The 15,082-nt window shown below is 43.5% G+C and carries 12 protein-coding genes; 4 read left to right on the top strand and 8 right to left on the bottom strand.

What is annotated here, in order from left to right:
- Positions 1–37: 37 nt before the first annotated feature.
- Positions 38–2,731, top strand: coding sequence for a T9SS type A sorting domain-containing protein (locus C3B73_RS03635; protein WP_103664270.1), 2,694 nt, complete (start codon positions 38–40; stop codon positions 2,729–2,731).
- Between the two features lie 7 nt (positions 2,732–2,738).
- Positions 2,739–3,206, top strand: a complete 468-nt coding sequence (locus C3B73_RS03630; protein WP_157939414.1) for a hypothetical protein — start codon at positions 2,739–2,741, stop codon at positions 3,204–3,206.
- A gap of 31 nt (positions 3,207–3,237) precedes the next feature.
- On the opposite strand, the gene C3B73_RS03625 is transcribed toward C3B73_RS03630, so the two are convergent.
- The 8 genes from C3B73_RS03625 to C3B73_RS03590 form a co-directional block, all read right to left on the bottom strand.
- Complete coding sequence (locus tag C3B73_RS03625) at positions 3,238–4,299, bottom strand: VOC family protein (RefSeq protein ID WP_103664268.1); 1,062 nt, start codon at positions 4,297–4,299, stop codon at positions 3,238–3,240.
- Positions 4,300–4,421: 122 nt separating this feature from the next.
- Positions 4,422–5,030: a TlpA family protein disulfide reductase gene (locus C3B73_RS03620; RefSeq protein WP_103664267.1), complete on the bottom strand. Its 609-nt coding sequence runs from the start codon at positions 5,028–5,030 to the stop codon at positions 4,422–4,424.
- A gap of 66 nt (positions 5,031–5,096) precedes the next feature.
- The gene (locus tag C3B73_RS03615) at positions 5,097–5,708 is read right to left on the bottom strand and encodes a nitroreductase family protein (protein ID WP_232802977.1); all 612 of its coding nucleotides are present in this window, start codon (positions 5,706–5,708) and stop codon (positions 5,097–5,099) included.
- Positions 5,709–5,814: 106 nt separating this feature from the next.
- A complete protein-coding gene (locus C3B73_RS03610; protein WP_103664265.1) occupies positions 5,815–6,237 on the bottom strand; it encodes a YciI family protein in 423 nt (140 codons plus the stop codon).
- A gap of 25 nt (positions 6,238–6,262) precedes the next feature.
- Complete coding sequence (locus C3B73_RS03605) at positions 6,263–7,330, bottom strand: M23 family metallopeptidase (protein WP_157939413.1); 1,068 nt, start codon at positions 7,328–7,330, stop codon at positions 6,263–6,265.
- A gap of 46 nt (positions 7,331–7,376) precedes the next feature.
- Positions 7,377–9,509: a hypothetical protein gene (locus C3B73_RS03600; protein ID WP_103664263.1), complete on the bottom strand. Its 2,133-nt coding sequence runs from the start codon at positions 9,507–9,509 to the stop codon at positions 7,377–7,379.
- Positions 9,510–9,627: 118 nt separating this feature from the next.
- Positions 9,628–10,008 carry a DoxX family protein gene (locus tag C3B73_RS03595; protein ID WP_103664262.1) on the bottom strand — a complete coding sequence of 127 codons (381 nt, stop codon included), beginning with the start codon at positions 10,006–10,008 and terminating at the stop codon, positions 9,628–9,630.
- A gap of 88 nt (positions 10,009–10,096) precedes the next feature.
- Positions 10,097–10,948 (bottom strand): proline dehydrogenase family protein, encoded by an 852-nt coding sequence (locus C3B73_RS03590; protein ID WP_103664261.1) that lies wholly within the window; start codon positions 10,946–10,948, stop codon positions 10,097–10,099.
- Between the two features lie 123 nt (positions 10,949–11,071).
- Here C3B73_RS03590 and C3B73_RS03585 point away from each other — a divergent pair, with 123 nt between their 5' ends.
- Positions 11,072–12,016, top strand: a complete 945-nt coding sequence (locus C3B73_RS03585; protein ID WP_103664320.1) for a DUF4097 family beta strand repeat-containing protein — start codon at positions 11,072–11,074, stop codon at positions 12,014–12,016.
- Between the two features lie 202 nt (positions 12,017–12,218).
- Entirely contained in the window at positions 12,219–15,032 is a 2,814-nt protein-coding gene (gene uvrA, locus C3B73_RS03580) for an excinuclease ABC subunit UvrA (RefSeq protein WP_103664260.1), read from the top strand.
- Positions 15,033–15,082 lie beyond the last annotated feature (50 nt).

Genomic DNA, 15,082 nt, shown 5'->3' with positions numbered 1-15,082 from the left:
TGATATTGCAGTAATTACAAAAATAAATATAGTATAAATGAAAAATTTGCTACTAACACTCTTCATAGTGTTCTCTTTCAATGTTGTTATGATGGCTCAAAGCCAAGGTGTCATAGCTCTGAATGAGATAGGCTCAGAAATACAATATAAAACTAATGAGCCCGAAAAGGTCTATTATAAGCTTAACGAAGAGTACTTTACTGAGAAAAACCTGACAAGAGGGTTGGTGTTTCAATTTTCACTCAGTTCGGATCGTATTCACCAATATGAGGTTACCAGAGTTTCAGAATATTACCCCGGTTATATATCTGTAATAGCAAAAAGAAAGGGAGTTGATCAAGGTGTGATGAGTTTCACTTATCATAATGGCGGGATAAATGGATTGTTGCATGAAAGTCATGACCGAAGCCTGGTGTTGTCTTATGATAAAGATAGAAATGAAAACTTTATACAGGAATCAGGAGAGCAAAGCTCAGGCAATTTAGCATGTGGTTTGCACGAAGATTCCAATGAATTTGTGGCACCACTTTATGATTATTCAAGTAATGATGAGAATAGGTCAAAAACAGCCCGGCAAACAGAGCAATACCAGCCTTCCCTGATCACATCTTCCATAGATGACAGTGTTACCATTGACCTGATGTTGGTATATACCAATGCGGCAAGGGATTGGGCAGCTAATGAATCAAGCTACCGGGATATTTTTGAAGTGATGTCACAGGCTATGACGTTATCACAAACGGCCCTTGATAACAGTAAAACGGGAATCGAGCTTCGGTTGGTTCACACACATAGAACAAGTTACGATGAGATCAATGATGGGGTTGAATCAGGAGTCAGATTAAGAAGATTAACTCAGGATGACAGTGATCCGGTTTTTGATGACCCGGATAATGAGTTTAGTGGTCACATGGAAGAAGTTCATGACCTGAGAGATCAATATGGGGCTGATATAGTATCCCTGATCGCACGAATTATTGATACCGGCGGGCTAGGTTGGAGGCTCAGCAGTACAGGGGGTAACCCGCAATTTGGTTTTAATTTGAATCGTGTACAGCAAGTAGGTGGAGGCTTTACTTTGATCCATGAGATAGGCCACAACATGGGTAACTCACACGCGAGAACACAGGCTCTATCACCTGCCACAGAAGCCGGGGGTTTATTCCATTATTCTGTGGGTTTCCAGGATCAAACCAATAACTTTCATACCGTGATGGCATACGCGGATGGACTGAACCAGGCTCCAATATTCTCCAGTCCGGATTTAACCTGGCTGGGATTCCCAACGGGTACAACCAATAACAGAACCCCTGAGGATAACGCTCTGAGTATGCGTGAGATCAAAAAAACGATCTCAGGGTACAGAACAACAATGGAAGATTCTCCGATTGCAGCATTATCAACAGAACAGATCGAAGTAAATCTGAATCAGGAAGATGAGCTGATGGTTTCAGTTGATATCTCTAATAATGGATCAAGTAACTTGATGTGGGATATTGACTTTGATTTCCCGGGCAATACAGTTGGGAAACGGGCTAAAGTAAGTAATCTGAAGACAATAGAACCTGTGGATATGCCTTCTTTGACAACGATACCATATAACTTTTCACAGCGTTCATCAGGCATTAGAAGTAAAGTAAATACAAATGAATTGATCTATGAGACATCCTTTGAGTCAATTGAAAGCTTTGAAACCGGAACATTCTTAGGACAAAACCAATGGAGGTCCCTGAACGATACAGAGTTTTCTATTTCAAGCACAAACCCAAAAACAGGTAGCCAAAACTTAAGTATAGCATACTCGGGAGGGGGGACGAAATTTATAGCTTCTCCATTTTTTGGTTACAGGCTGTTTGGAAACTATGAGGTAACCATAAATTTCTCACTCACCGGATCAGGTGCTTTAAGTGAAACGTTCGACTTCTATATAAATGATGGTAAAACCGGTGATATGTCAGCCGGCGTAATAATAAGTGAGGGAGGGATTTTTCTGGCTGACATAAATGAAAGTGGACAAAGGACATTTTTAGGGATTTATGGCTCTGTAACACCAAATATCTATCACGAATTAAAGATCATCTATAACACAGACAATCAAAGCATTGATTATTACTATGATGGAAGTTTGCTGGCATCCAACAGTTACCTTAGTGGGTTTACTCCGGGAGTCGTTCAGGTCTTACACAGGAACCAACAGATCGGAACCGCTATCAATGTAGATGACATAAGAGTGGAGCAGATGAAATCACCTTACAGTTGGCTGGCAGCACCTGACCCAAGTGGAATAGTCTTTGATAGTGAAGCCGGTCAGATCGATTTTGAGTTTAATACCGCAGGCGTGAGTTCTGGAACTTATGAGACTATAATGAAGGTGAAAACCAATGATCCGGCATCTCCTATGATCGAAGTGCCAATTACGTTGAATGTAGGTGTGGGAGTATCAAATGAAGTGGAAGATAGGCCCATTAAAATGGAGTTAGTTCAGAATTATCCCAATCCCTTTAACCCCACAACAACGATCAATTATAGCTTAACGGAGCCACAAACAGTAAATATGGAAGTATTCAATATTCAGGGGCAGAAGGTGGCAACTTTATTGAATGATGAACGTGTCAGCGCGGGCACACATAATGTGGTTTTTGATGCTTCAACACTTTCAAGTGGCATTTATATCTATCAATTAAAAACGGGTAGGCAAACATTAACAAAGCAAATGGTTTTAATAAAATAACATGAATATGATTAAAAAGATTTGTCCTGCATTGTTGATAGGTACTCTGTTATTACTTCAATTAGGGTGTGGTAATGAGAAAAAAAACACAACCGAAAAAAATGCAGAACCGGTTAAAATCTATGTAAGCACTAAGCTGAACGGTATTACAGAAATAGCTGCCGGGGATACATTAAGAATTGATGTTAATGAGACAGATGAGATGTATCAACTCATCATAAGAAGAATTCAGGAAAATATACCCGGTATCAAATCTATCTCTGCTGTAATTGGGGATCAGGAAACGGGTTTAGCCACTTTGATTTACAGGGATGGCCGCCTATCTGGTTTTATGGATATGTATGTAACAAATAAAAGGTGGCAAATAGAGTATGATGAAGAAAACAATTCGTACTATTTGAATGAAATTAAGCCGGAAGACAGAGATGAACTGGAGGGAGGGGAACCGTTAACTCCACCAAACGAAATGAATTAAGAGTCTCGGAATACCAGCCAGCCTCAAACAATCACCTCTTCATCCTGCTAAATCTAAGTGCACTGATCATCCAGTTTGGCAGATTTTTTCGGGGATCACGCTTGGTCATGTCTATGTACCACCCGATCTTTTTTATGATGGGTACTTTGTGTGTTTCCACGAATTCAATGAGTGTACCATCCGGATCCTCCACATAGGTAAATCGTCCGGCAGCTTCACCCATATCAAAACTGTTGGCAGAATCAACGGTGAATGGAAAACCCTCTGCTTCCAGGTCACTTTTAAGAGCATCCATACCTTGTATGTCGAAACATAAATGGATGAATCCAAGATCACCCCAAAACCGGTCTTTGTAGATCTTTTTGGGCTCCCGTCCTTTAACTTCAACCAGTTCAATTTCAGTCGGGCCAAACATGTTGCTGAAACCACCTTCCCTTTTTTGGGAATGACGCAGTAAAACCCTGCGCACTTCATGATCTCCGCCGGGTAGTCCGTTGAAGTCGCTGAAGATATTGGTTTCATCATAAACAACCTCATCGTAGCCTAAAACATCAGAATACAGTTTGCGAGCGGCTTCTATATCGGTTGAACCGATCACCGCGCCGACCACGCCACCGGTTGTCTTTGGGGTTTTGCGCTTGAAAAACTCGTTCCCTTTTACAACCTGCCATATGTTTCCGTAAAGGTCTTTAAGGAAAAAGTTTAGGTCACCGGCCGGGTTGGTTTCGAGAGGAGTCAGGATTTCAAGGCCCGATGACTTCATCTCGTTAAATGTCTGCTCAACATCAATGGATTTTATTTTTCCATAATTAATGCCAAGATCACCCAAAAGAAGATCAAAATCAGCGGGCTGGGGTGTTCGGCTGGTGTATTGCCAGATCTCGAAACCGCCACCACCTTTCATATTAAGGGTAAGTATGGCAGTTCGGTCATGTGGCTTCCCCCCGGTGTAGGGCAGCATCAACTCAGCGGTGGCTTCATCTTCAAATACCTTGATATCCATTCCGAAATGTTTCCGATACCAGTCCGTGGCTTTATGAACATCCGGAATGCCAATGCCAATTTGCTGAATGCCTGAGATGACTTTTTCCATGCGTTGTTTTGATCCTGAAAGTGAGATCTTATTGACCTGTCACAGTTCGAGTTGTAATTAATGGCCACAAAGGTAAGCTTTTTAGTAACTGCGAAAAAAATTAATACCCGAGAATAAGGAATTTACTGACCGGATACAGATGTAAGGAAGTCCTTGAATGCCTCCGTATCGTATTTCGCCATACCCTGATGCTCCATCACGATATCTCCCTGTGGGGAAATAACATAGGTGGTTGGGACAACTGAGCTGTCATATACTTTTGGCTTGGCAATCACGGAATAGACCGGAAACGTAAACTCTTTTCTTTCTACGAAATCCCAGGCTTTTTGAGGCTCCCGATCAAGCGACGCCATGACGAACACAACGTCTTCATTGTCTTTCACATCATTATATAGGCGTTGAATATTCGGCATCTCAGCAATACACGGTGGGCACCAGGTGGCCCAAAGGTTCATAAAAATGGTTTTGCCCTCAAACTCCGAAAGGTATATGCGGTCTCCATCAACAGTAAGCAAAGGCATGTTATATTCTGCCCTTTGCCCATGCATGATGGATTCATCCGTGTCGGGCTGCATAATACCCGTGTAAAGAAGGACACTTTGTAAGCGGCCGATAACTTCCGTGTGATACCCGCTGGCATACAAAGCCGCACCGATCATGAAAATGAAGATCCATTGTGTGACCTCTTTTTTGAAGGATGATTTTCTCTTATTTGATTTGGCTTTGCTCATGTGTTAATAATCGAGCTAATAGTATAAATTTGAGGGGTTGTTATAACGAGTGAGCAACGACTCAGATCACATAAAAGTGGCGATCTCATTCAGTGATTTCTTTGTGATATCAGGAATCTGAACATCTTCTTCCGGATAACCGACCACCAATAAGAGGAATGGTTTTTCGTAAGAAGGGCGACCCATGATCTCATTTAAGAATCCCATAGGACTTGGAGTATGTGTGAGCGTAGCCAACCCGGATTCGTGCAGGGCGGTGATCAGTATGCCGGTGGCAATACCAACCGATTCCTTCACATAATAATGTTTCTCCTTGTCTCCGTTTTCATCCAGAGTATAATTTTGGGCAAAAACTCCGATCAAATAGGGAGCCTTTTCGAGAAACGGTTTCTTTTCGTCGGTGCCAAAGGGTTGCAGATCTTCCAGCCAATCTTCAGGAGCCCGGCGATGATAGAATTCATGCTCTTCTTTCTCAGCCTCGATCCGGATCGTTTTTTTGATGTCGGGATCACTAACAACCACAAAATGCCAGGGTTGCTTATTAGCTCCGTTAGGTGCGGTTCCGGCAGCACGTAAACAATGCTCAATGATCTCTCTTGGAATGGCTCGGTCTGAGAAATCCCGAACCGTACGCCGGCGCTTCATGTGTTCGTAGAACTCAGCTGACCGTTTTTTCATTTCTGAGACTGGATGTTTTTCAAAATCTGAATGGGGAACAAAGATGGGTGCTCTCATATTTTTAGAAATGAGGGTGTGTAAATTTTAAAAAGAAATATAGACCACTTTACTTAACGCCGGAACCTTTTGCCAGCCACCAGGGGTGTACTTCTACTTTAAGCCGACCCGCCCTTACCATGGGGTCATTCTCAGCATATTCACGGGCTTGCTCAATAGTTGCTACATTGTACACAGAAAACCCACGAATATCACCTTCACCACCGCTTGGTCCGTTTAGGTTTATAATGCCTTTTTCGTAAAGGTCACCCAGATAAGTAAGGTGTTCTTGCTGCAGTTTCATGGCTTTTTCCTGATCTTGGCTGCGGTTCTCCCCACTTTTTAAAAAGACGATAAAGTATTTTTGCATGGTCAATTGTTCGCCGGCCCATTCGTACTCAAAGGTTTCGGGTTGAGCCGTTGTGTCTGCTTCCTGAGCATAAGTCAGTTGGGTTGTAAGAATGATAGAGAAAAACAAAATTAGTGATTTCATACTGAGTGAAATAATTGGGTGAAAGTTAAAAGTGAATATAAGATTCGGGGTTTACATGTGTGCCATCTTTTATGATCTCGAAGTGGAGGTGTACTCCGGTAGAAGTTCCGGTATTTCCGGCGCGACCAACCTCGTCTCCTTTTTTAACAGAATCACCTTCCTTAACACTGATCTTACTCATGTGTGCGTAAACAGTTTCGTAGCCATTTCCGTGTTTAATACGAACCATTTTGCCATAACCACGACCGGTACCCGCTTTGACAACCACACCGGCTTCAGCTGCATAAATTTTGTCTCGTAAACTCGCCTTAAGATCAACCCCTTGATGCACACTTCGCCAACGGGGGCCAAAAGCTGAGGTCACGTAGGTATCACCCAAAGGTTCCGAGAAATTCACGGATGAGGTACGGATAAGCGGAGGGAGATCTCGTTTGGTCTTTTCCCTGCGATTTTTTGGCCGGCTCCAGGGAATACCGATCGAAACACCAACTGACACAGACACAGGGCTGAATTCAAATGAACGGAATGCGGGACTTTCATTAAAGTTTCTCTGTGGTATGATCGAGGAAGGAGTGTTAAAGGAATGAGAAACTTCGGCCTGCAATCGTACAAAATTCAGCAGATAATATTTGATGCCGGCAGTGAGGGATCCTGTAAGATTGTTTTCTCCTCCGGTTGTACCGGTCCAGATCGGGTTTCCATTTTGATCTGTTGATCTCATTGTAATATCCCAGATCTTGCCGGTTTTAACACCTCCATAAACCCCAAATTTTGGCCACTGTAGCCCGATGGTCCCTCCAAGATTAACCTGATTGAAATTTATGGGCCCTCCAATAAACAGATCTTCCTGATCGTGAACCAAAAACTCTGTTTTCCCCGCAATATATAGCCGGTACAACAGATAGCGCTCCAATTCGATCTCGACCATTCCTTTTGTCACACCGTCAATATCTACAGGATAACTTTCGTTAGGAACATAGTTCAGCCCGATATTTTGGATACTGTATCCTGCTGATAACCTCCAGTCCTGCCCCAAAGCAGAGAAGTTGATCAGCAGACATAAAAATCCGGTAAGAAAAACAGATTTTATCATTGATTCAGGCAATAGAGCAATTGTGCAAAATAAGATCTTGGTATGATTACGGATCAATATAGTTTCTGTTTTGCAAAAATGAGAGCCATTCCGATTGTTCCGAAAGTCGTTCTATGTAGCGGGTTCTTAAGTCAAGTGACTTAAGGGTTTCGATCAGGTCATTCGCCAGGGCATATTCACCAAGATAAGCTGTTTGATGAATGGCCTTTTCAAGGATATCGAACCATTCTGATATGATTGCCTCCCGGGGCAGTAAACGGAGGTATGCGACTGCTAAAGTGAAATTTTTATCATCCAATGCCCGGTTTAAAGTCAATAGTTGATTTGGCATGTTCATCTTTGGGAACTTGTCTGTGCTAACCAGTTCAGACGAATATCTTTGGTCAAGCAGGTAGTTCCATTGGGTGCTGTCCTCTCGTAGTACCAAAGTGAACCTGAAATTCTGGGCTGTTGATGTTGAGATATCTTCACTGAAACGATTCAGGTATTCCGATGCGGCTTCAAAGCCCTTTGATAGATAAAGGGCATCAGCGTAAAGAACATTAATATTCAGAAGTGAATCTTTATCATGTTGGTTTTGCATAACTGATCCCGGTACACCCAATGATAGTTTAGACCGTATCCACTCCGCTTTGATCAACGCATTCTCTGAATTCATTGCATGGAGATCATCGAGTAGGATGTAAGCGTTGAGAGTGTCTTCAGATGCCATCAGGTAATTGTATTCATCCCAGAGCCTTAACTCTTTTGAGATAGCATGCGGACATTCTTTCTGGAAAAGGGATCGTTGTGCGAAAATGAACTCTGAAACCTGCTGATCCACGGAATCGAGTTCAGTGGATAGAAGGGTTTTGTGCCACCCTTTGATCAGATCCTCAAATGAGCTTGAATAGGCCTCTTCGATATTGGCTGTACGATAAGCCTGTTTGAGATCCTCCACGGGATATTGATGAAGCAGATACTCAACAAATGACCCGGCCGTAGTGTAGCTGATGGACCCGGCGCTTCCGTAAAACCCGGAAAGTGATAAGGCTGATCTCATGTCTTCAGTATTCGGGAGGGATTCGTCAGCTGCTACGATTTGATGAAGGGTCGACCGGGGTGAGGCATCCTTGGCGATACTTTCTGCAAGTCCTTCGATCAAACCTATGCTCCAGCTTCCATTGAAAAGTTGATTCCCAAACTGTTTGGAGATCACGTGGACCATTTCATGTTTAAGTACACCCTCGAGTTGTTGTTTGGCTATGTGCAAATGATCCTGTTCTAACCAAATGGGTACATAACTCGTGAATTTTGCTCCGGTGATCTCCTTTTTATGCCAGGCATGTGCATAAAGGTAAGAATGAATGTTTCGATCTTTTGGCCAGTCAATTTCTAATTGATCTATAATCTGCTGAAAATGGAATTCATGTCGCGTTGCCCAATACCGGATCTCATCCTGAGTGTAAAAATCTTTGTCAAAATAAATCTCAAAATGCTCTGTTTGAAAGTGACCACCAAGTTTTTTCTGGATGGAATGCGCTGGGCTTGTAATACCGGTTTCAGGCAGGTTCAGATAAAAGAACGCAAGAAAAATGAGTATTACTCCGGATGTCACCTTTGACCTTAAAGAATTAATCCAATCAGGTGTCACCCAAAGCAGGCTGATCCAAAGCAGGGTGCCAAACCGAAAGATCAGGAATGAACCTGATACCACCACAGCTTCGTCATAAATGGGGCCCGGCCAAACGCCCCATACATGGTTATAAAAATAGACCTGGGGAAGCGTAAAAAACTCGATCAGTAAAACGGCTGCGGCACAGAAAAGGAGCGTGAAGGTCAGGAGCAGTCTTGGAAAGGGCAGGTTCATCTTCCGAATAAATCGTCCGATAGAGGTACCCAAAAAGACACTTGGAATGGGAATAAGGATCCAGAAGGCAATTCCATCAAAAGTTAGACATCCTGAGAACCAGGCATAAATGAATAAAGGGATCGAGGCGAGATATAATCGGCTTAATATATTGAGTGAGCTGAATATGTCCCGATCCGATGATGAAGACACGGCTATGAATCCGGCCCAGAAACAACCGATGGTCCCTGCCAGCATAGCTGACTCAAAATGCAGGTCACGAAGAAGCGGGATGGGTAGTAGTGCCACCCCGGCTAACACCGGAAGTATATATATCAGGGCCTTTTTCAATAGTTAAGGAGTGTTTTGATGAAATGGGTTATGTAAGTTAGGAAAACGGATCGAATGGAAGTAGAACTTCTAACAAGCTCAAGGTAAATGAACCAATTCAGGTTACTTCATTTCATAATTAACTCACTGATCCCGCCCAATAAACCCACCAGATCAAAACAAATTGTAAGGGTAACCGAAGCAGAAGTGCCCAAACAAAAAATGTGAAGCCTTGTCGTTTATGGTATTTCCTGAACATCTCAATGTTGGCGGGGAGTACAGAAAGGAGCAATAATATTAAACCCCAGGAGGCATAGGACTGTAGAGCAGGGATCATTAATCCAATCCCGCCGGTTATTTCGAAAAACCCGCTCACCAGCACCAGGGGTTTATGCCAGGGCAGATAATTCGGCATGATCCTCATAAAAAGATCGGGCTTTAGAAAGTGTAATACTCCGGCGATGACAAATAAGGAGCCGATGAGATACCGGTGAAGCTGAGGATCTAAAAATATACTCATGTACTCATGTAAGTTGAGGTATTTTGTGCGGAGGGATTGCGGTATTGAAATAACAGTGCCTTTAACACCCGTACATCAAAACCCCAAACTAACTCTTGAACATGGTGCTTAATACAAACCAGATATTTTCCTTTCGTTCAGCCAAGCGACGGGTAAAGTAAGGAAGCCAATCCGTGCCAAAAGGAACATAGATCCGGGTTTTGAAACCTTCATCGGTCAACTGTACCATGGTGTCTTCCCGAAGCCCATAAAGCATTTGAAACTCGAAACGGTCCTTGGGAATGTTGTTTTGAGCCGAATAAGCTTTTAGCCAATCTATGAGTTCATCATCGTGAGTGCCGAATCGTGGAAATTTTGTTTTCTCCAGAAGCACTTTGGCCTGATCCTTGAAAGCTTCCCTAATATCTGGCATGTTCTGCAAGGCGATCTCAGAGGGCTCTTTGTAAGCTCCTTTCACTAAACGAATGTCTGCTCCTAACTCAGCCAGGGTTTTAATATCGTTATTGCTTCTCAATAACATAGACTGAATGACCGTGCCCACGTGTTTTCCATATTTCTCAAAGGCTTCCTGAAAGATATCGAGAGTGATCTGAGTATAATCTGAACCCTCCATATCGATCCGAACGAACTGATCGTGCTTTTGGGCCACATCCAGCAACCGAAATAGATTTTCGCGGCAGAAATCTTCATCGATATCCAATCCCATCATCGTGATCTTAATGGATATGCTGCTGTCCAGACCGTGCTCCTTGATGCCATCCAAAAGCTTTATATAGTTATCAACCGTTTCGGTGGCAGTTTGCTTGTCTTTCACATTCTCGCCCAAAAGGTCGAGAGTCAGTTTCAGGTCTTTTTTATTCAGCTCTTTGGCTTTAGGTATCGACTCGGTAAAGGACTCACCGGCAACAAATCGTTTTGCAAAAATGAAAGGTAACTTCATAAAACTCCAAAATGGTTAGGCGAAAAAGTTAAACAATATTACAGACTCAATCAGTACAGATAGTGTAACTATCTAAAAAAAAATTCGTGTAACAAGCACATGTTCAATCAAATGGATAAAATTATGAGTGGAGAAAAAAGATTTATATGGAGCCTGACCGTTTCATGGCTGATCGTAGGCGCGTTGTTATTACTGGCTGTTCAAACCGGACTGGCTCAGTCATCAAATGATGTTTACAGGGTGGAGGAATTCAATGTATCCGGCGATGTAAGCCTGCAAGTACAAACGGCCGGTGGCAGCATCAAGGCGATCGGATCCAATGATGATGAAGTCAAAGTTGAAATGTATGTACGAAAAAGAGGCCGATACATCGATCCGGGCAAAGCAGACCTAAGTGATTATGAGATCGATATATCCCAAAGTGGAAATACAATAACAGCAGTAGCTGAACGAAAGGGTAATAACTGGATCAACAGAAACTCGTATTCGATTTCCTTTATCGTGTATACCCCGAATGATACACGTACGCGTCTCAGAACTTCCGGAGGCAGTGTATCTGCAACAAACCTGACCGGAACACAAGAACTGAGAACCAGTGGTGGAAGCGTAAGTGTTGAAGGCATAAATGGAGATATGGTATTACGTACATCCGGCGGAAGCATCAATATAACCGATGCTCAGGGCGATGTAGAAGCTAACACCAGTGGAGGCACGATCCGGGTCAAATACCTGACAGGAAACCTGGATGTGAGAACTTCCGGTGGAAGCATTAACCTGGAGCAGGTAGCCGGTAATGTGGAAGCCAGAACCAGTGGCGGTTCCATTGAGGCTGAAGTTGTAAGTCCTGCAGAAAAGATAGTGCTTAGAACCAGTGGAGGAAGCATCAGAATTAAGGTGCCTCAGGAGAATGGATACGACCTTGATCTTGATGCAAACCGGGTGTATGCCGAGCTGATCAATTTTAACGGAAGGGCCGAAAGAGACCGAATTGTAGGTGACTTTAATGGCGGTGGCACCCAAATTGAAGCAAAGACCAGCGGTGGGTCCGTTCGTATAGAATACTTGTAGTCAGAACAGGTACAGGTTAAGATGAAGCAGAGGAGCCGGGCCAAGTGTCCGGCTTTTTTGTTTTACATCTTGCCGGTTATCATTTATAAATAAATCCATCTATTTGGATAGCTCCTGACAGATTTTTTGTTGGAACCTTATGTCGGTTTGCCGCCGGTAAATCCTTATATTCAAGGTTCGATAAATTCAGGAAAGATCATACATGTCTAATACAAAAACGGCCTCTAAAGAAGCAAAAAAGCAGGAAGAAGAACGCCCCATTATTATAAAGGGTGCCCGGACTCATAATCTGAAAGATATTGATGTTGAGATCCCGCGCAGTAAACTGACCGTGGTTACAGGTGTGTCCGGTTCCGGTAAGTCCAGTCTCGCTTTTGATACGATCTATGCCGAAGGGCAGCGTCGTTATGTAGAGAGCCTTTCCAGTTATGCCCGCCAGTTTCTGGAACGCATGGATAAACCGGATGTGGATTTCATGCAGGGTATTTCACCGGCCATGGCAATTCAACAGAAAACGACTTCCAGCAACCCAAGGTCAACAGTCGGTACTACCACAGAGATCTATGATTATGTGAGGCTTTTATTTGCCCGAATTGGAAGGACGATCTCACCTATTTCCGGTGAACAGGTCAGAAAAGATTCGCCAAGGACCGCTATTGAAAAGCTATATGCAACTCAGGAGGAAGGCAGTCGGTTTTATGTGGTTCACCCCATACCTCATCACGACAAGAAAAAGCTGGAGGAGGAATTAAAGGTGTTGAAGGAGAAAGGGTTGACCCGCTTACTTAACATCGATGATGAAAGCATAGTTGATCTGACCACAGATGCCATCGATCCCAAAAAATTCAAAGCAGATAAACACCGGGTTCTGATCGACAGATTGGTGTTAAAAGAGGATGAGGCCACCAGAACGCGAATTGCAGACTCTCTGGAGACGGCTTTTCAGGAGGGAGCCGGTCGATGTTCCATCAAAATGCGTAACGGGGAAGAGTTGCCATTCAGTGAGCGATTTGAGCTGGATGGTATGGAATTTCACGAGCCAACGCCTCAAATGTTCTCATTCAACAACCCATTTGGTGCCTGTGACAAGTGTGAGGGTTTTGGAAAAGTAGCAGGAATTGATGAAGACCTGGTGATCCCGGATCATCAGAAAACGATCCGAAATGGAGCCATAGCTCCTTTTACCTCTCAAAAATTCAGTATGCATTTGAGGGATCTGATCAAAGTGTGTGCCCGTGAGAAAATATCCATAGATACCCCCTATGCAGAATTGCCAAAAGAGGTGAAAGACATCATCTGGAAGGGAAAGGATGAATACATTGGAATCTGGAAGTTCTTTGATGAAATTAAAAATCAATCGTACAAAGTCCATATGCGGGTGTTGTATTCCCGATATCGTGGGTACAGCCGATGTCCGGAATGTGAGGGGTATCGGGTGCGTAAGGATGCATTGTATGTTAAGGTCGGTGACCTTCACATTGGGGAGGTGTCAGAACTTACCATCGGTCACGCGCGGGAATATTTTGATGAACTAAAGCTTACCGAATTCGAAGAGGGCGTTGCAGGACAGATCTTGTATGAGATCAGAAAGCGGTTGAAGTATCTGGATGAGGTAGGGCTCGATTATTTGACGCTGGATCGGCTTGCGAATACACTTAGCGGAGGGGAATCGCAGAGAATCAGCCTGGCTAATGCACTGGGAAGTTCCCTGATTGGAAGTTTATATGTGTTGGATGAACCGACCATTGGTTTACACCCCCGGGATAATGACAGGCTGATCAAGATACTGGAATCACTTCGGGATATTGGTAATACGGTTCTGGTAGTTGAACATGACCCTGAAATGATCAAGGCAGCTGACAACGTGATCGATATTGGTCCGTTTGCCGGTATTCATGGTGGCGAAGTCGTTTTTCAGGGCCCGGTTAATGAGCTGGTCAAGTCTGATACATTGACCGGTAAATTCCTAAGTGGAAGAAAGGAGATCCCGGTTCCCAAAAAGCGAAGAAAAGGTAATGGTAAATCGATATCACTGGTTGGGGCATCAGAGCATAACCTCAAAAATATTGATGTTGAATTCCCTCTGGGGATGATGACCGTTGTGACAGGAGTTTCAGGATCAGGTAAATCAACCCTGGTTCACGACACGTTGTATGCCGGTATTCAAAAGCACGTCGGATCCTATAATGATAAAGTGGGGCGATTTTCTGACCTGTCAGGAATGTCTTCTATTCATGGCGTGGAAATGGTGGATCAAAGTCCTATCGGCAGGTCATCACGATCAAACCCTGCCACCTACACCAAAGCATTTGATGGGATTCGAGATCTGTTTGCAAACACCAAACAGGCAAAGATTATGGGGTATACACCCGGGCATTTTTCATTCAATGTACCCGGCGGTCGGTGCGAAAATTGTCAGGGAGAAGGGGTGCAGCGCATAGAAATGCAATTCATGGCTGATATAGAACTGACGTGTGAAGTGTGTAACGGGACACGGTTCAGAAAAGATGTATTGAATGTGAAATACCGTGGCAAGAATATTCACAACGTGCTTGAAATGCCGGTTTCAGAGGCCATAGACTTCTTTGTGGATGAAACCACCATTGTGAATAAACTACAGCCATTAGAAGACGTAGGACTTGGATATCTTCAACTTGGGCAAAGTGCCACCACTTTATCAGGTGGGGAGGCTCAGCGGGTAAAATTAGCCCGGTTCCTTTCTAAAACATCTACTGACCACACCCTCTACTTCTTTGATGAACCTACAACGGGTCTTCATTTTGAAGATGTAGCCAAGCTTCTGGATTCGTTCAATGAACTGGTAGAACAGGGACATTCAGTGATCATCATAGAACACAATCTGGATATCATAAAATGTGCTGACTGGGTGATAGACCTTGGTCCGGAAGGTGGTTTTGGAGGCGGGCAGGTGATAGCTGAAGGGACTCCTGAAGAGATCATGAAAATGGAGAAAAGCCACACAGGTCGGTTTTTGAAGGACTATTTAGGAACTTAAGAGCACTCTGAAGGTAGTACAAGGGCAGATCGTTAACGTTGTGAATAGGT

Source organism: Gracilimonas amylolytica (assembly GCF_002911695.1).
In the GTDB taxonomy this organism is placed as follows: domain Bacteria; phylum Bacteroidota; class Rhodothermia; order Balneolales; family Balneolaceae; genus Gracilimonas; species Gracilimonas amylolytica.
This window is presented reverse-complemented; position numbering and strand designations above follow the sequence as displayed.